The organism is Streptomyces sp. SGAir0957 (genome assembly GCF_043523415.1).
Genome location: NZ_CP027293.1, coordinates 2055919 through 2074465, shown reverse-complemented (window position 1 = coordinate 2074465; position 18547 = coordinate 2055919). Strand labels below are relative to the sequence as shown.

Here is an 18547-nt window from a genome sequence, read left to right as displayed (position 1 = left end):
AGCGGACGGCCCAATCCCCTCAACCGAACGGCCCGGACCCCTCGACCGAACGGCCCGGACCCCTCAACCGAAAGGTGGAAAGACGCCTCCTCCCTTCGCTCCGGGTGAAGCGTGCTGTGGCGCGATGCCCGCGCGGGGGGCGGGGCAGCAGGGTGGACCACATGTTCGTCGCATGGAGAGACCTACGGTTCGCCAAGGGCAGATTCGCCCTGATGGGGACCGTGATCGTACTGATCACCCTGCTCGTGGGGCTGCTGTCGGGGCTGACCGCCGGGCTCGCCCGGGACAACACGTCCGCGCTGACCGGGCTGCCCGCCGACCGCATCGCCTTCGCGCGCCCCGCCGAAGGCCAGTCGGTGTCGTTCACCGGCTCCACCGTGCGGCGCGCGCAGTGGGAGGAGCTGGCGCGGCAACCGGGCGTCACGCGCGCGTGGCCGCTCGGCATCGGCACCGTCGACGCGCGGGCCGGCGCCCACAGCGCGGCCGTCTCCGCGTTCGGCGTCGCGCAGGGGTCGGGTCTCGCGCCGGACGCGACGGCCCCCGGCACCGCGGTGCTGTCGCACGGGGCGGCCGCCGGACTCGGGGTCGGGGCCGGTGGCACCGTCCGGCTGGGCGGAGTCGCCCTGCGGGTCACCGCGGTGTCCGGTGACGCGTCCTACAGCCACACCCCGGTCGTGTGGACGGACCTGCGCGACTGGCGGTCCGCCGCGCCCAGGGCGGCCTCGGACGGTGGCGAGCCGACGGCCACCGTCGTCGCCCTCGACACCGGCCCCGGCTACGACGCGCGCGCCGCCGACCGGGCCGTCGGCACCGCGACGACCAGCGTGCAAGGCGCCCTCGAAGCCATAGGGTCCTACCAGGCCGAGAACGGCTCGCTGCAACTGATGCGCGGCTTCCTCTTCGTCATCTCGGCGCTCGTCGTCGGGGCGTTCTTCACCGTGTGGACGATCCAGCGCAGCGGTGACATCGCCGTCCTGAAGGCGCTCGGCTCCTCGACGGCGTACCTGCTGAGGGACGCGCTCGGCCAGGCCGTCGTGGTGCTCATCGGCGGGACCGCCGCGGGGACCGGGCTCGCCGCGCTGGCCGGGGCGTTCGTACCGGACGACGTCCCCTTCGTCCTCGACCCGCTGACCGGCGCCGGACCCGCCGCCGTCATGGCCGTCCTCGGCGTCGCGGGCGCCGCCCTCGCCATCCGGCGGATCACCGCCGTCGACCCCCTCACCGCCCTCGGGAGCGCGCGATGACCCTGCTGCTCGACGACATCACCCTCACCTACCCCGACGGCGACGGGCGGCTCACCGCCCTGGACCGGGTCGGCCTCGACGTGCCCGCCGGGACGACGACCGCCGTGGTCGGGCCGTCCGGCTCGGGCAAGTCCAGCCTCCTCGCCGTCGCCGCGACCCTGGTCACGCCCGACAGCGGGCGGGTCGTCATCGACGGGGTCGAGGCGACGGGGCTCGGCCGGGCGGACGCGGCGCGGCTGCGGCGCCGGGCCGTCGGCATCGTCTTCCAGCAGCCCAACCTGCTGCCCTCCCTGACCGCGGTCGAGCAACTCCAGGTGATGGCCCACCTCGACGGACGGGCAGTGCGGGGCGCCCGGGAGCGGGCGCGGGAACTGCTCGACGCGGTGGGGCTCGGCGGGCTCGGACACCGGCGGCCCCATCAGCTGTCCGGGGGGCAGCGGCAGCGGGTCAACATCGCGCGGGCGCTGATGAACGGGGCGCGGGTTCTGCTGGTCGACGAGCCCACCAGCGCGCTGGATCTTGAGCGGGGGGTGGTGGTGCTTCGGTTGCTCTCGCGGCTGACCCGGGAGCGGGGGGTCGCTACGGTGCTGGTCACGCATGACGCCGGTGCGTTGCGCTTCGCGGATCGGGTTGTGGGGATCGTGGACGGGCGGGTCCGGGTGGGCGCGGACTGTCCTTGAGCGTCTGCCATGTCCTGCCGCGTCGTCGGCCGCCGCGTGCGTCGTGGCTGGTCGCGCAGTTCCCCGCGCCCCCGGAGCATGCGGCTTCGCCGCAGCCCCATCGCCCTGAGATGGCGCACGCGGTGCGCATCTCAGGGGCGCGGGGAACTGCGCGAGCAACCACGACGAAAGCGGCAGCCGGGATACAGGTTTCCGGGATACCGGTTCCCTAGGACGCCGAGCCGGTGTTGGCCAGGGCCTCGGAGAGTTCCTGGGCCACCTGCTGGAGCACGGGGACGATCTTGTCCGTGGCCACCTCGGTGACGCGCCCCGCGGGGCCGGAGATCGAGATGGCCGCGGCGGTGGGGGAGTCGGGCACCGGCACGGCGAGGCACCGCACCCCGATCTCCTGCTCGTTGTCGTCGACGGCGTAACCGAGCCGCCGGACCTCATCGAGCGCGTCGAGGAACCCGTCGGGCGTGGTGATCGTCTTCTCGGTCGCCGCGGGCATCCCGGTCCGCGCGAGCAGCGCCCGGACCTCCGCGGCCGGCGCATGAGCGAGCAGCGCCTTGCCGACCCCGGTGGAGTGCGGCAGCACCCGCCGTCCGACCTCGGTGAACATCCGCATGGAGTGCTTGGACGGCACCTGGGCGACGTACACGATCTCGTCCCCGTCGAGCAGCGCCATGTTCGCCGTCTCGCCGGTCTCCTCGACGAGCCGCGCGAGGTACGGCCGCGCCCAGGTGCCGAGCAGCCGGGACGCGGACTCGCCGAGCCGGATCAGGCGGGGCCCGAGCGCGTACCGCCGGTTGGGCTGCTGGCGTACGTAGCCGCACGCGACGAGGGTGCGCATGAGGCGGTGGATGGTCGGGAGGGGAAGGCCGCTGCTCGCGGAGAGTTCGCTGAGGCCCACCTCACCGCCCGCGTCCGCCATCCGCTCGAGCAGGTCGAAGGCGCGCTCCAGGGACTGGACGCCACCGCTGGGCGCGGACTTGGCTCCATCAGTGGTGCTGGCGTCGGTCGTCGGCACGGCGCGTTCCTTTCGAGGACAGGCAGGCAGTGGTGCAGCCTACCGGCGGTTTCCGGACGGGTGATCCCTTGACCGTGAAGTTCGTCGGTAGCTACATTCTGCCTACCGGAAGCGTAATTCCACTTTGTGGAAACGTCCAGAGCGTCGCCGGAGAGCCGTCGGAGAGCCGTCGGAGAGCCGTCGGAGAGCCGCCGGAGGGCCGCGCGCCCTTGACGGACCGCGAAGCCGAAGTGAAAACTCCTTCAACAGAACGTTGAAAAGCCGAGGAGGTCCAGGGTGTCAGAGGCCGAAGTCGAACTGGTGCTGCGCTCGACCCGCGTGGTCACCCCCGACGGTACGCGGCCCGCGTCCGTCGCCGTAGCCGCCGGAAAGATCGTCGGGGTGCTCGCGCACGACGCGGAGGTACCGGCCGGCGCCCGGCTCGAGGACTTCGGCGACCACGCGCTGCTGCCCGGCATCGTGGACACCCACGTCCATGTCAACGACCCCGGGCGCACGGAGTGGGAGGGCTTCTGGACCGCCACCCGCGCCGCCGCGGCGGGCGGCATCACGACCCTCGTCGACATGCCGCTGAACTCCCTGCCGCCGACCACGAGCGTCGACAACCTCCGCACCAAGCAGGAGGTCGCCGCCGCGAAGGCGCACATCGACGTCGGCTTCTGGGGCGGCGCCCTGCCCGACAACGTCAAGGACCTGCGCCCCCTGCACGACGCCGGGGTCTTCGGCTTCAAGTGCTTCCTGTCGCCGTCCGGCGTCGACGAGTTCCCGCACCTGGACAGCGAGCGGCTCACCGCCTCCATGGCCGAGATAGCCGGTTTCGGCGGCCTCCTCATCGTCCACGCCGAGGACCCGCACGAGCTGGACGCCGCCCCCCACAACAGCGGCCCCAAGTACGACGACTACCTCGCGACCCGGCCCCGTATCTCCGAGGACACCGCGATCAAGGGGCTCATCGACACCGCCAAGCGGATCGGCGCCCGCGTCCACATCCTGCACCTGTCCTCCTCCGACGCGCTGCCGCTCATCGCCGCCGCGAAGGCCGAGGGCGTCCGCCTCACCGTCGAGACGTGCCCGCACTACCTCACGCTCACCGCCGAGGAAGTCCCGGACGGGGCGAGCGAGTTCAAGTGCTGCCCGCCGATCCGCGAGGCCGCCAACCAGGACCTGCTCTGGCAGGCGCTCGCCGACGGCACCATCGACTGCGTCGTCACCGACCACTCGCCGTCCACCGCCGACCTGAAGACCGACGACTTCGCCACCGCGTGGGGCGGCATCTCCGGGCTCCAGCTCAGCCTCTCCGCCATCTGGACCGCGGCACGCGCGCGGGGGTACTCCCTGGACGACGTGGTCCGCTGGATGTCGGCGCGCACCTCCGAGCTGGTCGGCCTCGACGACCGCAAGGGCGCCATCGCCGCGGGCCGCGACGCCGACTTCGCGGTGCTCGCCCCCGACGAGACCTTCACCGTCGACCCGGCCGCGCTCCAGCACCGCAACCGCGTCACCGCGTACGCGGGCAAGACGCTGCACGGTGTCGTCAAGTCGACCTGGCTGCGCGGCGAACGCATAGTCGCCGACGGCGAGTTCACCGCCCCGCAGGGCAAGCTGCTCGAAAGGACCAAGTAACCCCGTGGCCGCATCTTCCGAGAATTCTCAGATACCCCGCTTCACCGGTGACGCGAGCCCCTTCGGCGGCGGCGACCCGTACGCCGACTACCGCACCGCGGACTTCCCGTTCACCCGGTACGCCGACCTCGCCGCGCGCACGCTCGGCGCCGGGGTGATCGCCGCGAACGACGAGTTCTTCGCGCAGCGCGAGAACCTCCTCGTCGCCGGGCGCGCCGAGTTCGACCCCGAGCACTTCGGCCACAAGGGCAAGGTCATGGACGGCTGGGAGACCCGCCGCCGCCGCGGCACGGGCCCCGAGCACCCGTGGCCCACCGAGGACGACCACGACTGGGCGCTGATCCGGCTCGGCGCGCCCGGCGTGATCCGCGGCATCGTCGTCGACACCGCCCACTTCCGCGGCAACTACCCGCAGGCCGTCTCCGTCGAGGCGACCTCGGTGGCCGGCGCCCCCACCCCCGAGGAGCTGCTCGCCCCCGACGTGAAGTGGACGACGCTCGTCCCGCGCACGGCGGTCGGCGGCCACGCGGCCAACGGCTTCGAGGTCGACGTCGAGCAGCGCTTCACCCACCTGCGTCTCAACCAGCACCCCGACGGCGGCATCGCCCGCCTGCGCGTGTACGGCGAGGTCGTCCCGGACCCGGAGTGGCTCGCCACGCTCGGCACCTTCGACGTCGTCGCCCTCGCCAACGGCGGCCACGCCGAGGACGCCTCGAACCTCTTCTACTCGCCCGCCTCCAACACCATCCAGCCGGGCTACTCCCGCAAGATGGACGACGGCTGGGAGACCCGGCGCCGCCGCGACACCGGCAACGACTGGATCCGCTACCAGCTCGTCGCCCAGGCGCGGATCCGCGCCCTGGAGATCGACACGGCGTACCTGAAGGGGAACAGCGCCGGGTGGGCGTCCGTCTCCGTCAAGGACGGCGCCGACGGCGAGTGGGTCGAGGTCCTGCCCCGCACCCGCCTCCAGCCCGACACGAACCACCGCTTCGTGCTCGACACCCCGGCGGTCGGCACCCACGCCCGCGTCGACATCTACCCCGACGGCGGCATCTCGCGCCTGCGCCTGTTCGGCTCCCTGACGGAGCAGGGTGCCGCGCAACTGGCAGCGCGCCGGGCGGAGTTGGGCGCCTAGCCGTCCTTATGCCCGCGGGGCCGCACCGGCTCGACAGCACCGGTGCGGCCCCGCATTCCACTTTCGTCCCCCGGTTACGCGGCGTGCCCGCCGTCCACCGCCAGCTCGGTGCCCGTGACGTACGTGGCCGAGGGCCCCGCCAGACAGGCCACGACCCGGGCCACCTCGTCCGCCGTGCCGAACCGGCCGAGCGCCGTCGCCTCCGCCTGGCCCGCCGCGTACGGCCCGTCCGCCGGGTTCATGTCCGTGTCGATCGGCCCGGGGTGGACGATGTTGGCGGTGACGCCGCGCCCGCCCAGCTCCCGCGCGAGCGCCTTCGTCAGACCGGTCAGGGCCGACTTGCTCATCGCGTAGAGCGTGCCGCCGGGGCCCGGTACGTGCTTGGCCATGCACGAGCCGATCGTGACGATGCGCCCGCCCCCGGCGAGGACCGACGCCGCCGCCTGCGAAGCCAGGAAGACGCCGCGCACGTTCACGGCGAGGACCTGGTCCACGTCGGCGAGGGAGAGGCTCTCCAGCGGGCCGAGGACCCCGACGCCGACATTGTTGACCAGCACGTCGAGCCGCCCGAGCCGCTCCACCGTCTGCGCCACCGCCCCCGCCGCCTCGCCCGCGTCCGCGGAATCGGCGCGCAGGGCGAGCCCGCGCCGCCCGTGGGCCTCGACCCGCCGCACGACCTCGTCGGCGGCCTCCTTGCCCCGTACGTAGGTGACGGCCACGTCGAAGCCGTCCTCGGCGAGCCGCACGGCCGTCGCCGCGCCCATGCCACGGCTGCCGCCGGTCACCAGAGCCACCTTGCTGTCCATGAACGCTCCTGAAGTCATCGGATGTGACGGCTTCGAGTACAGCGGCGTACGCGGGCGGACGCTGGCGGCAATCGGACGGTACGTCCCGCGGTGTCCGGCGGCACCTGTGAATCCTGTGAACACCCGGAAAACATCGGGTAGTTCATGTTGACGTGTACCCGTCTACGCGCGTCATGCTGAACGACATGAAGACTCCCCCACGCTTCATCAGCGTCGCCGCCCTCGCCGCCGCGCTCTTCGTCGGCGGCCCCGCCACGCTCACCGCCCAGGCGGCCCCGGCCCCCGCCGTCCCGGCCTCGTCGGCCACCGCCGTCGCCGCCGCGGTCGGCGACATCTGCTACTCCGACCTGCCGTCCCAGGCGCACGACACCCTGGACCTCATCGCGCAGGGCGGCCCGTTCCCGTACGACCAGGACGGCGTCGTCTTCCAGAACCGCGAGGGCGTCCTGCCGTCGCAGTCGACCGGGTACTACCACGAGTACACGGTCATCACCCCGGGCTCCTCCGACCGCGGCGCCCGCCGCATCGTCACCGGAAAGGCGAACGAGGAGGACTACTACACGTCCGACCACTACGCGTCGTTCGACCTGGTCGACCCCGACTGCTGACGAGCCCCGCTCTCAGCTCTCGGTGCCGTCGGTGCTGTCCTTGCTGTCCTTCTGGCTCTCGGCGGCCGCGATCAGGGCGATCGCGAGCACGATCAGCGCGACGCTGCCGTAGACCTCGTGGCCGTCGAGAAAGCCGATGTGCCGGATCAGGCCCCAGCCGAGCCACCCGGTGAACTCGTGGACGAGGCCGATCACGCCCTGGAGCAGGGCGAGACCGCCGACGACCTCGAGCAACTGCCGCAACTCCTTCTTGTTCATGTCCGGAACTCTCGCCCCGCGGACCTCCCACGCACATCGGCCGCGGGGCGAGCCGCGCACGCCATGAGTAGCTGTCCGCGGGGCGGCCGGCCGACCAAAGTCGTCGGCCGTACGACTTTGGTCGGCTTCCGGCCGTTCGGGACGGTACGGGGCCCGCGGCATGCGTAGATTTGTCGACCATGGAGGCATCGCAGCAGACCGGAACCCCGGAGCAGGCGCCCGGCCCGCCGCCCGGACGGCGCCGCCGGCTGCTGCCCTCGGGCGCCGCCGGAGAACTCGACCTGGACCCCGACGGCCACCCCGGCCGCCGCAAGCGCACCGCCCGCGACTGGGTGGTCGACTTCAGCTGCTTCCTCATCGCCGTCTTCGTCGGCATGATCGCCGCCGACCAGATCGAGCAGAACCCGAACGTCCCGCACGACCTCGCCGTCGTCGACCAGCTCGTCGGCGCTCTCGCCTGCGCCGCGGTCTGGCTGCGCAGACGCTGGCCGCTCGGGCTCGCCGTCGCGATGGTGCCGATCAGCCTCGTGTCCGACAGCGCGGGCGGCGCGGTCGCGGTCTCCATCTTCACGCTCGCGGTGCACCGCCCGTTCCGCTACGTGGCATGGGTGGCGGGCGTCTCCGTCGTCCTCGTCCCGGTCTACATCGCGCTGCGCCCCGACCCGACCACGCCGTACGTCGTCGCCGTCGCGTTCACCGTGTTCATCCTGGCCACCAGCGTCGGCTGGGGCATGTTCGTCCGCTCCCGGCGCCAGCTCCTCATGTCGCTGCGGGACCGCGCCCACCGCGCCGAGACCGAGGCGGGGCTGCGCGCCGAACGCGCCCAACGGCTCGCCCGCGAGGCCATCGCCCGCGAGATGCACGACGTCCTCGCCCACCGGCTGACGCTGCTCAGCGTCCACGCGGGCGCGCTCGAATTCCGGCCCGACGCGCCCCAGGCGGAGATCGCCCGCGCCGCCGGGGTCATCCGCGAGAGCGCCCACGAAGCGCTGCAGGACCTGCGCGAGATCATCGGCGTCCTGCGCGCAGCCGACCACGGGGAGGAGTCCGGGCGGCCCCAGCCGACGCTCGCCGCGCTCGACACGCTCGTCGCCGAATCCCGCGAGGCGGGCATGAAAGTCGGCCTCGACCAGCGTGTCACCGATCCCGGGTCCGTGCCCGCCTCCGTGGGGCGCACCGCCTATCGCATCGCGCAGGAAGGGCTGACCAACGCGCGCAAGCACGCGCCCGGGGCGGAAGTCTCCGTCTCCGTGACAGGCGCGCCCGGTGACGGTCTCACCATCGAGGTCAGCAACCCGGCTCCGCCCGGGGAGGTTCCGCACGTGCCCGGGTCCGGGCAGGGGCTCATCGGTCTGACGGAGCGGGCGACGCTTGCGGGTGGCCGCCTGGAACATGGCGCGGCCCGCGCCGGGGGCTTCGAGATCAGGGCCTGGCTCCCGTGGCCCGCGCCCTGACCCCCCGCGAGACCGTCGACTCTCCCGCCGCCGTGGCCGGCCGCGCAGTTCCCCGCGCCCCTGGCGCGTGCGGCTACGCCTTGGCCCCATGCGCCCTTGAGACGACGCACGAAGTGCGCCTCTCGGGGGCGCGGGGAACGGCGCGACCCGCCCCCCACCGGCCCGCGGCCACGTCGTGGCCCCGGCTACCGTGACCCCATGAACACGATCCGGCTCCTGCTCGTCGACGACGACCCGCTCGTCCGGTCCGGGCTGACGTTGATGCTCGGCGGGGCGAAGGACGTCGAGATCGTCGGGGAGGCGGCCGACGGGGAGCAGGCGCTCGCGATAGCCGGCACGGTCCGACCCGACGTCGTCCTCATGGACATCCGGATGCCGACGATGGACGGCCTGACGGCAACCGAACGGCTGCGGTCACGCGCGTCCGCCCCGGAGGTCGTCGTCCTGACGACGTTCCACGCGGACGAGCAGGTGCTGAGGGCGCTGCGCGCGGGCGCCGCCGGTTTCGTCCTGAAGGACGCCACCCCGGCGGAGATCCTCGACGCCGTACGCAGCGTCGTGGCGGGCGACCCGGTGCTCTCACCCGCGGTGACCCGCCAGCTGATGACCCACGCCGTCGCCTCGGAACGAGACCTCCGCACGGCGTCGGCCCGCGCCCGCCTCACCGGCCTCGCCGAGCGCGAGCGCGACGTGGCCGTGGGGATCGGCCGCGGCAAGTCCAACGCGGAGATCGCCGCGACCCTCTACCTCAGCGTCGCCACCGTCAAGGCCCACGTCTCCCGCATCATGGCGAAGCTCGACCTCAACAACCGCGTCCAGATCGCCCTCCTCGTCCACGACGCGGGTCTGCTCGACGACTGAGCCGCAACGGCGGGAAGGAAGACGGCAGGACGGCAGGACGACAGGACGTCACGGTAAATTTCACACCGTGATGTAAGTGTGGGGTGAAGGGGTGGAGCGAGGGATGGCAGGACCACGCCGGCGGACGGTGCGCGACTTGCGCCGCAACAACCGGGCCACCGTACTGAGCAAGCTCTACTTCGACGGACCGCTCAGCAGACAGGAGTTGGGCCCCCTCACGGCGCTCAGTTCGGGCTCCATCAGCAACGTCGTCGCGGAGCTGATCGCCGACGGCCTCGTGGAGGAGGCGGGTTCGGTCGACTCGGACGGCGGCCGCCCGCGCACACTGCTGCGCGTCGCGCCGGGCAGCGGCCATGTCGTCGGGGTGGACGTGGGCGAGACGCGCGTACGGGTGGAACTGTTCGACCTGTCGCTGAGGGAACTCGCGCGCGTGGACGCCCCGTTGCCGGTGGCCGCGCCGGACGGCACGTACGACGCGCACGAGATCGTCCGTCTCATCGCGGGCGGCCTGACCGAGGTCCTGGCGGGCACGGACGTGGACCCCGCCTCGCTCATCGGCGTCGGAATCGGCGTGCCCGGCATCGTGGACGCCTCCGGCGCGTCCGGCGCCGTCGTGCACGGCCAGACCATCGGCTGGGAGGCCGTGCCCCTGGAGGCGATGCTGCGCGCGCCCGGCGAACTCCCGCCGGAGATCCCGCTCTTCGTCGACAACGGCGCGAAGACGCTCGGCCGCGCCGAGATGTGGTTCGGCGCGGGCCGCGGCGCCCGCAACGCGGTGATCACCCTCATCGGCTCGGGCGTCGGCGCCTGTGTCATCGCCGACGGCGTCCCCTATCAGGGCTCCTCCAGCAGTGCGGGGGAGTGGGGCCACACGGTGCTCCAGGTCGGCGGGCGGCTCTGCCGGTGCGGCGCGCGCGGCTGCCTGGAGGCGTACGTGGGCGCCGAGGCGCTGCTCGAACGGTGGCGCGAGTCGGGCGGCACCTGGACCGCGCCGGACGAGGAGGGCGCCCTCGCCGAACTCCTCGCCGCCCCGGACACCGGTGAACTCCTGGACCAGACGGCCGAGTTCCTGGGCGCGGGCATCGCCGACCTGGTGAACCTCTTCAACCCGGAGCGGATCGTCGTCGCGGGCTGGGCGGGCCTGCTGCTCGGCCCGCGCCTCATCGAACCGGTCCGCCGCGCCGCCGCCGCGTACGCGCTGCGCCACCCCCTCGCGCAGACCACCGTCGAACTGGGCCGCCTCGGCGCCGACGCGGTCACGGTCGGCGCGGCCACCTTGCCGCTCTCGCGTTTCCTGGAGACGGGCGGGGCCCGCAAGGTGCCGGGAACCGATCGCGGGCGCCGGGAGTTGAACGGGGTGAGGAGCGGCGGACGCTGAGCGCCGACGGGGACGCACGAGCGCGGGGGGCACGGCCATGGCGGACGAGGGCGGGATCGTCGACCTGGAGGAGTTCGCGGACGGCGGCGCACAGGCGTTCTACGCCGACCCGTACCCCGTGTACGACGCGCTGCGCGAGCGCGGCACCGTGCACCGCGTCCGCACGCCGGGCCCCGGTCCCCGGGAGGACCTCTACCTGATCGTCGGGCACGAGGCGGCGCGCGCCGCGTTCACCGACCCGCGCTTCGCGAAGACCCCGCCCTGGGGCTTCGAGGACGCCCTCATCGGCCGCCACCTGCTCTTCGCGGACCCGCCCGAGCACGGCAGGCTCCGTTCCCTGGTCACCCGCGAGTTCACCGCGCGCAGGGTCGCCGGGCTCGCCCCGCGCATCCAGAAGATCACGGACGAGCTCCTGGACGCCATGGTGCCGCGCGGCTCCGCGGACCTGATCGAGGCGCTCGCCTTCCCGCTCCCGCTCGTCGTCATCTGCGAACTGCTCGGCGTCCCCGACATCGACCGTGACCGCTTCCGCCGTATGTCGACGCAGGTGGTCGCGCCGACGAGCAGTGACGAGGAGGCGGACACCATCCCCGAGCTGGCGGCCTTCCTCGACGACCTGATCGAGGACAAGCGCGGCGCGGAACCCGCCGACGATCTGCTCTCGGCGCTCATCAGGACCACGGCCGAGGACGGCGACCGCCTCTCCCCGTCGGAGCTGCGCGCCATGGCCTTCCTGCTCCTCATCGCGGGCCACGAGACCACGGTGAACCTGATCGGCAACGGTGTACGGGCCCTGCTCGCCCACCCCGACCAACTGGCGGACCTGCGCGCGGACATGAGCCTCCTGGACGGCGCGGTGGAGGAGATGCTCCGCTACGACGGCCCGGTGGAGACGGCGACGCACCGTTTCGCCGCGAAACCGATCGACATCGAGGGCATCCGCATCCCGACCGGCGCCCCGGTCCTCATCGGCATCGGCTCGGCCGACCGCGACCCGGACCGATTCCCGGCCCCTGACCGCTTCGACATCCACCGCGACCCCCGCGGCCACATGGCCTTCGGCCACGGCATCCACTTCTGCCTCGGCGCCCCCTTGGCCCGCGTAGAGGCCCGCACGGCCATCCGCTCCCTACTGGAGCGCTGCCCCAACCTGACCCTGGCCGACCCCCCGACCACCTGGCTCCCAGGAATGCTGATGAGAGGCACCCGCACCCTGCAAGTGCGCTGGTGATCGGATGCGCCCCGAAGGGGCGCGGGGAACGGCGCGAGCGACCACGACGCAAGGGGCGATCGCCCACGACGAGAAACCACCCACGGTGGGGACGAAGGGGAGCGGGCCGCACCCCGCACCCTCAGACCCCGGGCACCTCATCCACCCGCACAACCCGACGTTCCGCCCGGGACATCTCACAAGCCTCCGCAACCCGCAACGCGGCCAACGCCTCGAACCCGTCACAAGGATTGACCCGCTCCCCGCGCACCACATCGACGAAGGCGACCAGCTCCGCCTCGTACGCGGCGGCGAACCTTTCCAGGAACCCCGGCCAGGGTTTCGCCGCGGCAGGCGGCCCCTCCGGCTCGGTGGAGGCGATCGGCGTCCGGTCGTCGAGGCCGACGACGACCGTGTCCCGCTCGCCGGACAGCTCCATACGGACGTCGTACCCGGCGCCGTTGCACCGCGTCGCCGTGGCCGTCGCCAGGGTCCCGTCGTCCAGTGTCAGGACGACCGCCGCCGTGTCGACGTCGCCCGCCTCCCGGAACATGGCGGGCCCCGCGTCGGACCCGGTCGCGTACACCTCGACGATCTCCCGCCCGGTGACCCAGCGCAGGATGTCGAAGTCGTGGACGAGGCAGTCCCGGTACAGCCCGCCGGAGAGCGGCAGGTACGCGGCCGGGGGCGGCGCCGGGTCGGAGGTCAGCGCCCGTACGGTGTGCAGCCGCCCGAGCGCTCCCGCCCGTACGGCCTCGCGCGCGGCCACGTATCCGGCGTCGAAGCGGCGCTGGAAGCCGAGCTGGAGGACGGTGCCCGCTCCCTCGACCTCGCGCAGCGCGGCCAGTGTGCCGGGCAGGTCGACGGCGATCGGCTTCTCGCAGAACACGGGCAGTCCGGCCCGCGCCGCCCGGCCGATCAGTTCGGCGTGCGCGGCGGTGGCGGCGGTGATGACCAGGGCGTCGACGCCCCAGGCGAAGAGTTCGTCGACGCCGGGTGCCGCGGTCGCCCCGATGCGGTCGGCGAGCGCGACGGCCCGCGCGGGCTCGGCGTCGGTGACGACGAGCGAGCCGACCTCCCGGTACCGCTCCAGCACACCCGCGTGAAAGGTTCCGATCCGGCCCGTTCCGATGAGTCCGATGCGCATGGACCCAACGTGCCGCTCCCGCCACATACTGTCAATCCTTTGTCCTGACAAAGCGACCTCTATGACGCCGTGGATTATGTCCGGACAATCTGACTTCCGGACTTCCCGTCAACAACACCCCGCCGCTACGCTCGCCCCGTGGCCAAACCCGTAGCCGACCCCACGCTCCCGCTCGAACTCAGCGTCGACCGCTCCAGCCCGGTCCCGCTGTACTTCCAGCTCGCGCAGCAGTTGGAGGCGGCGATCGAGCGCGGTGCCCTGACCCCCGGCAGCCTGCTCGGCAACGAGATCGAGCTGGCGGGCCGGCTCGGCCTGTCCCGGCCCACCGTCCGCCAGGCCATTCAGTCCCTCGTCGACAAGGGGCTGCTCGTGCGGCGGCGCGGCGTCGGCACCCAGGTCGTGCACAGCCAGGTCAAACGCCCCCTGGAGCTGTCCAGCCTCTACGACGACCTGGAGGCCGCGGGCCAGCGCCCCGAGACCCGCGTCCTGGCCAACACCCTCGTGCCCGCCTCCGCCGAGGTCGCCGCCGCGCTCGCGCTCGCCGAGGGCGAGGAGGTGCACCGCGTCGAACGGCTCCGCCTTGCCCACGGCGAACCCGTCGCGTACCTCTGCAACCACCTGCCCACCGGCCTGCTCACCCTGGAGGACGCGCGCCTGGAGGCGACCGGTCTGTACCGGCTGATGCGCGCCGCCGGGATCACGCTGCACAGCGCCCGCCAGTCGGTCGGCGCGCGCGCCGCCACCGCCGTCGAGGGCGAGCGCCTCACCGAGCCGGAGGGCGCGCCGCTCCTGACGATGCAGCGCACCACGTACGACGACAAGGGCCGCGCGGTCGAGTTCGGCTCGCACACGTACCGGGCGTCGCGCTACTCCTTCGAGTTCCAGCTGCTCGTACGGTCCTGAACCCGGTTGCGGTGAACGCGGTCCGAATGTTCTGACAAAGACGTTGACGCTGCGAGGGGACCCCGCTACAAACTCCTCCAGCCGCACCGCGCGGCCGGAGGAGAGGTGGCTCCACCATGCGCACGCCCCGTACGACAACCCGTACAGCTCGCACGGCCGCGGCGCTCGTCGCGGTGGTCGCCCTCGCCGCCGGATGCAGCGGATCGGGCGGCAAGGACTCCGAGGACAAGGCGGACGAGCCGTCCGGTGGCCAGGGGGTCTCGACGCCCCGCCTCAAGATCGCGATGGTGACGCACTCGGGCGAGGGCGACACGTTCTGGGACATCGTCCGCAGCGGCGCCAAGCAGGCCGCCGCCAAGGACAACGTCGACTTCCTCTACTCGAACGACAAGGAGGCCAAGGGCCAGGCCGAGCTGGTCCAGGCCGCGATCGACAAGAAGGTCGACGGGATCGTCGTCACGCTTGCCAAGCCCGAAGCCATGGAGGCGGTGCTCGGTAAGGCGAAGGCCGCGGGCATCCCGGTGGTGTCGATCAACTCGGGCTCGGAGTTCTCGCAGAAGTACGGCGCACTCAGCCACATCGGCCAGGAGGAGTCGGTGGCCGGTGAGGCGGTCGGCACGAGGCTGACGGAGGAGGGCCGGAAGAACGTCCTGTGCGTCATCCACGAACAGGGCAACGTCTCCCTGGAGCAGCGCTGCGCGGGCGTCAAGAAGACGTTCAAGGGCAGCGTCGAGAACCTGAACGTCGACGGCACCAACGCCCCCGGCTCCCAGTCCTCCATCGAGGCGAAGCTCCAGGCCGACAAGTCCATCGACGCGATCGTGGCGCTCGGCGCGCCCATCGCGGCGCTCGCCGTGAAGGCGAAGGACGACGCGGGCAGCAAGGCAGAGATCGCCACCTTCGACCTGAACGCCGAGGTCGTCCGGCGCCTGAAGGCGAAAGAGGTCACCTTCGCGGTCGACCAGCAGCCCTACCTCCAGGGCTATCTGGCCGTCGACGAACTGTGGCTCCACAAGACCAACGGCAACGTCCTCGGCGGCGGGAAACCCGTCTTCACCGGCCCCGCCCTCGTCACCGGGAAAGACGTGCCCCAGCTGGAGAAGTACACCGCGCGCGGCACCCGGTGAATCGTTGGATGATCCCCGTGACCCATACTTGTGCGTTTGGGACCGGGAAGCGGTCCCCACGGACCGGACGACGGTCCACCGGGACCGGCCCGTCGCCGGTTCCGGTGTATGACGCAGCAGACCAAGAAGGGCACGGCCTCGTGGCACGGTTTCGGACCTGGGTGAGCATCGCCGTTGCGGGGGCGCTCGGCCTCTCGCTGGCGGGTTGCAGCAGCACCGGCGGCAAGCGGGCGGAGGACGCCAGGAAGGCCCAGGCCGCGCAGGGCAAGGCCGCGGTGAACACCCCGCGCTGGACCTTCGCGATGATCACCCACTCGGGCGATGGCGACACCTTCTGGGACATCGTCCAGAGCGGCGCCAAGCAGGCGGCGATCAAGGACAACATCAACTTCCTGTACTCGCACAACGACGAGGCCAACCAGCAGGCGCAGCTCGTCGACGCCGCGATCGACAAGAAGGTCGACGGGATCATCGTCACCCTCGCCAAGCCCGCCGCGATGAAGGCGGCCGTGGCCCGCGCCGAGAAGGCCGGCATCCCGGTGATCACCGTGAACTCGGGCTCCGCCGAGTCCAAGGCGTTCGGCGCGCTCACCCACATCGGGCAGGACGAGAAGATCGCGGGCGAGGCCGTCGGCGAGGAGCTGAACAAGCGCGGCAAGAAGAAGGCGCTGTGCATCCTGCACGAGCAGGGCAACGTCGGCCATGAACAGCGCTGCGAAGGCGCCAAGGAGACGTTCAAGGGCACGATGACGAACCTGTACGTCGAAGGCACCAACATGCCCGACGTGCAGTCCTCCATCGAGGCGAAGCTCCAGTCCGACAAGTCCGTCGACGCGGTCGTCACCCTCGGCGCCCCGTTCGCCGCCACCGCCGTGAAGTCGGCGCAGGACGCGGGCAGCAAGGCCGAGGTCGACACGTTCGACCTGAACGAGAAGGTCGCCCAGGGACTGGAGGACGGCTCGCTCGGCTTCGCCGTCGACCAGCAGCCCTACCTCCAGGGCTACCAGGCCGTCGACCTGCTCTGGCTCTACCGGTACAACGCCAACGTGCTCGGCGGCGGGCAGCCCGTCCTCACCGGTCCGCAGATCGTCACCAAGGACCAGGCCGCCGAGCTTCAGGAGTACGCGAAGCGGGGGACACGATGACGACGACCGCTCCCGAGAAGCAGCCCGGCGCGCAGCCGGACCGGCCGGTCGACGAGCGCCTGCTGCGCACCTCACCCTGGAAGAAGCTCCTCGGCCGTCCCGAGCTGGGCTCCGTCGTCGGCGCCGTCGCCGTCTTCGTCTTCTTCTCGGTCTTCGCGGACAGCTTCCTGCGCGCGACCAGCCTCGCGACGGTCCTGTACGCGGCCTCCACGCTCGGCATCATGGCCGTCCCGGTCGCGCTGCTCATGATCGGCGGCGAGTTCGACCTGTCCGCCGGTGTCCTCGTGACGTCCTCCGCGCTGATCTCGTCGATGTTCAGCTACCAGATGACGGCGAACACCTGGGTAGGCGTAGGGGTGTCCTTGCTGGTCACCCTCGCCATCGGCGTCTTCAACGGGGTCATGCTGACCCGCACCAAACTGCCCAGCTTCATCATCACGCTGGGTACGTTCCTGATGCTGACCGGCATGAACCTCGGCTTCACCAAGCTGATCAGCGGCACCGTCTCGACGAAGTCGATCTCCGACATGGAGGGCTTCTCGTCGGCCAAGTCCGTCTTCGCCTCGACGATCACCATCGGCGGGATCGACTTCAAGATCACCATTGTGTGGTGGCTGGCGCTGATCCTGGTGGCCACGTGGATCCTCCTGCGGACCCGCGCCGGTAACTGGATCTTCGCGGTCGGCGGTGACGTGGACGCGGCCCGCGCGGTCGGCGTCCCGGTCAACAAGACCAAGATCGGCCTCTACATGGGTGTCGCGTTCGGCGCCTGGATCTCCGGCCAGCACCTGCTCTTCTCCTACGACGTCGTCCAGTCCGGCGAGGGCGTCGGCAACGAGCTGATCTATATCGTCGCCGCCGTCATCGGCGGCTGTCTGATCACCGGCGGCTACGGGTCCGCCGTCGGCGCCGCCATCGGCGCGCTGATCTTCGGCATGACCAGCAAGGGCATCGTGTTCGCCGAATGGAACTCGGACTGGTTCAAGTTCTTCCTCGGAGCGATGCTGCTCCTCGCGACCCTGCTGAACGCGTGGGTCCGCAAGCGCGCGGAGGCGATCAAGTGAGCACGCAGCACGAACCGGCGGTCCCGCTCGTCGAACTGGACGGCGTCAGTAAGTACTACGGCAACATCCGCGCGCTCGAGGACGTCTCGTTGCTCGTGAACGCGGGGGAGATCACCTGCGTCCTGGGCGACAACGGCGCGGGCAAGTCCACCCTCATCAAGATCATCGCGGGCCTTCACCGGCACGACGCGGGCACCTTCTCCATCGAGGGCGAGGAGACGAAGCTGGCGAACCCGCGGGACGCGCTGGACCGCGGGATCGCCACCGTCCACCAGAACCTCGCCGTCGTCCCCCTGATGCCGGTCTGGCGGAACTTCTTCCTCGGCTCCGAGCCGACGAAGGGGGTCGGTCCTTTCAAGCGCCTGGACGTCGACCTCATGCGCCGGACGACCCGCGAGGAACTCGCCCGCATGGGCATCGACCTGCGCGACGTCGACCAGCCCGTCGGCACGCTCTCCGGCGGCGAGCGCCAATGCGTCGCCATCGCCCGCGCGGTCTACTTCGGCGCGAAGGTCCTCGTCCTCGACGAGCCCACCGCGGCGCTCGGCGTGAAGCAGTCCGGGGTCGTCCTCAAGTACGTGGCGGCGGCGCGGGACGCGGGCCTGGGCGTGGTCCTCATCACCCACAACCCGCACCACGCGTACCTGGTCGGTGACCGGTTCGTCCTGCTCAAGCGCGGGGCGATGTTCGGCAGCCACACCCGCGACGAGATCACCCTGGACGAGCTGACCCGGCAGATGGCGGGCGGCAACGAACTGGACGACCTCCGTCACGAGCTGGAGCGGGCGCCTGTGCCTACGCATCTTGGGGGGCATGCGGCGGGCGGCGCCCAGAAATAGGACGAGCCCCCCGCGCCTCCCGGCTGCGCCGCGCCCCGTCGTGTGGTCGGCTG

At 71.8% G+C, this 18547-nt stretch carries 18 protein-coding genes; 14 read left to right on the top strand and 4 right to left on the bottom strand.

The genetic code is table 11. The features are described from left to right. Window positions 1-161 precede the first annotated feature (161 nt). Both C1N81_RS14300 and C1N81_RS14295 read left to right on the top strand, forming a co-directional pair. On the top strand, window positions 162-1244 hold the full coding sequence (locus C1N81_RS14300) for an FtsX-like permease family protein (protein WP_394429191.1): 1083 nt from the start codon (window positions 162-164) through the stop codon (window positions 1242-1244). Further along, window positions 1241-1924: an ABC transporter ATP-binding protein gene (locus C1N81_RS14295; protein WP_394429190.1), complete on the top strand. Its 684-nt coding sequence runs from the start codon at window positions 1241-1243 to the stop codon at window positions 1922-1924. The genes C1N81_RS14300 and C1N81_RS14295 overlap by 4 nt, the downstream gene beginning before the upstream one ends. 208 nt (window positions 1925-2132) lie before the next feature. Here C1N81_RS14295 and C1N81_RS14290 read toward each other — a convergent pair whose 3' ends face one another. After that, on the bottom strand, window positions 2133-2933 hold the full coding sequence (locus C1N81_RS14290; protein ID WP_394429189.1) for an IclR family transcriptional regulator: 801 nt from the start codon (window positions 2931-2933) through the stop codon (window positions 2133-2135). A 276-nt stretch (window positions 2934-3209) separates the two neighbouring features. On the opposite strand from C1N81_RS14290, the gene allB reads away from it, so the two are divergent. Both allB and alc read left to right on the top strand, forming a co-directional pair. Beyond that, window positions 3210-4556 carry an allantoinase AllB gene (gene allB / locus C1N81_RS14285; RefSeq protein ID WP_394429188.1) on the top strand — a complete coding sequence of 449 codons (1347 nt, stop codon included), beginning with the start codon at window positions 3210-3212 and terminating at the stop codon, window positions 4554-4556. A gap of 4 nt (window positions 4557-4560) precedes the next feature. Beyond that, window positions 4561-5694: an allantoicase gene (alc, locus tag C1N81_RS14280; protein ID WP_394429187.1), complete on the top strand. Its 1134-nt coding sequence runs from the start codon at window positions 4561-4563 to the stop codon at window positions 5692-5694. A gap of 74 nt (window positions 5695-5768) precedes the next feature. Here the strand turns inward: alc and C1N81_RS14275 are convergent, their stop codons facing one another. Beyond that, the gene (locus C1N81_RS14275; RefSeq protein WP_394429186.1) at window positions 5769-6500 is read right to left on the bottom strand and encodes an SDR family NAD(P)-dependent oxidoreductase; all 732 of its coding nucleotides are present in this window, start codon (window positions 6498-6500) and stop codon (window positions 5769-5771) included. 185 nt (window positions 6501-6685) lie between these two features. On the opposite strand from C1N81_RS14275, the gene C1N81_RS14270 reads away from it, so the two are divergent. After that, window positions 6686-7108 (top strand): ribonuclease, encoded by a 423-nt coding sequence (locus C1N81_RS14270; RefSeq protein ID WP_394429185.1) that lies wholly within the window; start codon window positions 6686-6688, stop codon window positions 7106-7108. A gap of 12 nt (window positions 7109-7120) precedes the next feature. Here the strand turns inward: C1N81_RS14270 and C1N81_RS14265 are convergent, their stop codons facing one another. Continuing rightward, complete coding sequence (locus tag C1N81_RS14265) at window positions 7121-7366, bottom strand: hypothetical protein (RefSeq protein ID WP_394429184.1); 246 nt, start codon at window positions 7364-7366, stop codon at window positions 7121-7123. A gap of 179 nt (window positions 7367-7545) precedes the next feature. Here C1N81_RS14265 and C1N81_RS14260 point away from each other — a divergent pair, with 179 nt between their 5' ends. The 4 genes from C1N81_RS14260 (at window position 7546) to C1N81_RS14245 (ending at window position 12290) form a co-directional block, all read left to right on the top strand. After that, window positions 7546-8820 carry a sensor histidine kinase gene (locus tag C1N81_RS14260; RefSeq protein ID WP_394429183.1) on the top strand — a complete coding sequence of 425 codons (1275 nt, stop codon included), beginning with the start codon at window positions 7546-7548 and terminating at the stop codon, window positions 8818-8820. Window positions 8821-9018: 198 nt separating this feature from the next. Continuing rightward, window positions 9019-9681, top strand: coding sequence for a response regulator (locus C1N81_RS14255; RefSeq protein WP_394429182.1), 663 nt, complete (start codon window positions 9019-9021; stop codon window positions 9679-9681). A 103-nt stretch (window positions 9682-9784) separates the two neighbouring features. Then, the gene (locus C1N81_RS14250) at window positions 9785-11059 is read left to right on the top strand and encodes an ROK family transcriptional regulator (RefSeq protein ID WP_394429181.1); all 1275 of its coding nucleotides are present in this window, start codon (window positions 9785-9787) and stop codon (window positions 11057-11059) included. 37 nt (window positions 11060-11096) lie between these two features. Next, window positions 11097-12290 carry a cytochrome P450 family protein gene (locus C1N81_RS14245; protein ID WP_394429180.1) on the top strand — a complete coding sequence of 398 codons (1194 nt, stop codon included), beginning with the start codon at window positions 11097-11099 and terminating at the stop codon, window positions 12288-12290. Window positions 12291-12411: 121 nt separating this feature from the next. On the opposite strand, the gene C1N81_RS14240 is transcribed toward C1N81_RS14245, so the two are convergent. Next, window positions 12412-13416 carry a Gfo/Idh/MocA family protein gene (locus tag C1N81_RS14240; protein WP_394429179.1) on the bottom strand — a complete coding sequence of 335 codons (1005 nt, stop codon included), beginning with the start codon at window positions 13414-13416 and terminating at the stop codon, window positions 12412-12414. 138 nt (window positions 13417-13554) lie between these two features. Here C1N81_RS14240 and C1N81_RS14235 point away from each other — a divergent pair, with 138 nt between their 5' ends. The 5 genes from C1N81_RS14235 to C1N81_RS14215 all read left to right on the top strand — a co-directional run bounded on the left by C1N81_RS14235 (window position 13555) and on the right by C1N81_RS14215 (window position 18494). Beyond that, window positions 13555-14319 (top strand): GntR family transcriptional regulator, encoded by a 765-nt coding sequence (locus C1N81_RS14235; protein ID WP_394429178.1) that lies wholly within the window; start codon window positions 13555-13557, stop codon window positions 14317-14319. A 116-nt stretch (window positions 14320-14435) separates the two neighbouring features. Continuing rightward, window positions 14436-15446: a sugar ABC transporter substrate-binding protein gene (locus C1N81_RS14230; protein ID WP_394429177.1), complete on the top strand. Its 1011-nt coding sequence runs from the start codon at window positions 14436-14438 to the stop codon at window positions 15444-15446. Between the two features lie 140 nt (window positions 15447-15586). Next, window positions 15587-16591, top strand: coding sequence for a sugar ABC transporter substrate-binding protein (locus tag C1N81_RS14225; protein ID WP_394429176.1), 1005 nt, complete (start codon window positions 15587-15589; stop codon window positions 16589-16591). Next, on the top strand, window positions 16588-17655 hold the full coding sequence (locus tag C1N81_RS14220; protein WP_394429175.1) for an ABC transporter permease: 1068 nt from the start codon (window positions 16588-16590) through the stop codon (window positions 17653-17655). The genes C1N81_RS14225 and C1N81_RS14220 overlap by 4 nt, the downstream gene beginning before the upstream one ends. Further along, window positions 17622-18494 (top strand): ATP-binding cassette domain-containing protein, encoded by an 873-nt coding sequence (locus C1N81_RS14215; protein WP_394429174.1) that lies wholly within the window; start codon window positions 17622-17624, stop codon window positions 18492-18494. Before C1N81_RS14220 ends, C1N81_RS14215 begins: the two co-directional genes overlap by 34 nt. Window positions 18495-18547 lie beyond the last annotated feature (53 nt).

Bases quoted from the DNA above. Each gene is read 5' to 3' on its own strand.
- C1N81_RS14300 (WP_394429191.1), top strand. From the start codon at position 162: ATGTTCGTCGCATGGAGAGACCTACGGTTCGCCAAGGGCAGATTCGCC.
- C1N81_RS14295 (WP_394429190.1), top strand. From the start codon at position 1,241: ATGACCCTGCTGCTCGACGACATCACCCTCACCTACCCCGACGGCGAC.
- C1N81_RS14275 (WP_394429186.1), bottom strand. From the start codon at position 6,500: ATGGACAGCAAGGTGGCTCTGGTGACCGGCGGCAGCCGTGGCATGGGC.
- C1N81_RS14270 (WP_394429185.1), top strand. From the start codon at position 6,686: ATGAAGACTCCCCCACGCTTCATCAGCGTCGCCGCCCTCGCCGCCGCG.
- C1N81_RS14265 (WP_394429184.1), bottom strand. From the start codon at position 7,366: ATGAACAAGAAGGAGTTGCGGCAGTTGCTCGAGGTCGTCGGCGGTCTC.
- C1N81_RS14260 (WP_394429183.1), top strand. From the start codon at position 7,546: ATGGAGGCATCGCAGCAGACCGGAACCCCGGAGCAGGCGCCCGGCCCG.
- C1N81_RS14255 (WP_394429182.1), top strand. From the start codon at position 9,019: ATGAACACGATCCGGCTCCTGCTCGTCGACGACGACCCGCTCGTCCGG.
- C1N81_RS14250 (WP_394429181.1), top strand. From the start codon at position 9,785: ATGGCAGGACCACGCCGGCGGACGGTGCGCGACTTGCGCCGCAACAAC.
- C1N81_RS14245 (WP_394429180.1), top strand. From the start codon at position 11,097: ATGGCGGACGAGGGCGGGATCGTCGACCTGGAGGAGTTCGCGGACGGC.
- C1N81_RS14240 (WP_394429179.1), bottom strand. From the start codon at position 13,416: ATGCGCATCGGACTCATCGGAACGGGCCGGATCGGAACCTTTCACGCG.
- C1N81_RS14230 (WP_394429177.1), top strand. From the start codon at position 14,436: ATGCGCACGCCCCGTACGACAACCCGTACAGCTCGCACGGCCGCGGCG.
- C1N81_RS14220 (WP_394429175.1), top strand. From the start codon at position 16,588: ATGACGACGACCGCTCCCGAGAAGCAGCCCGGCGCGCAGCCGGACCGG.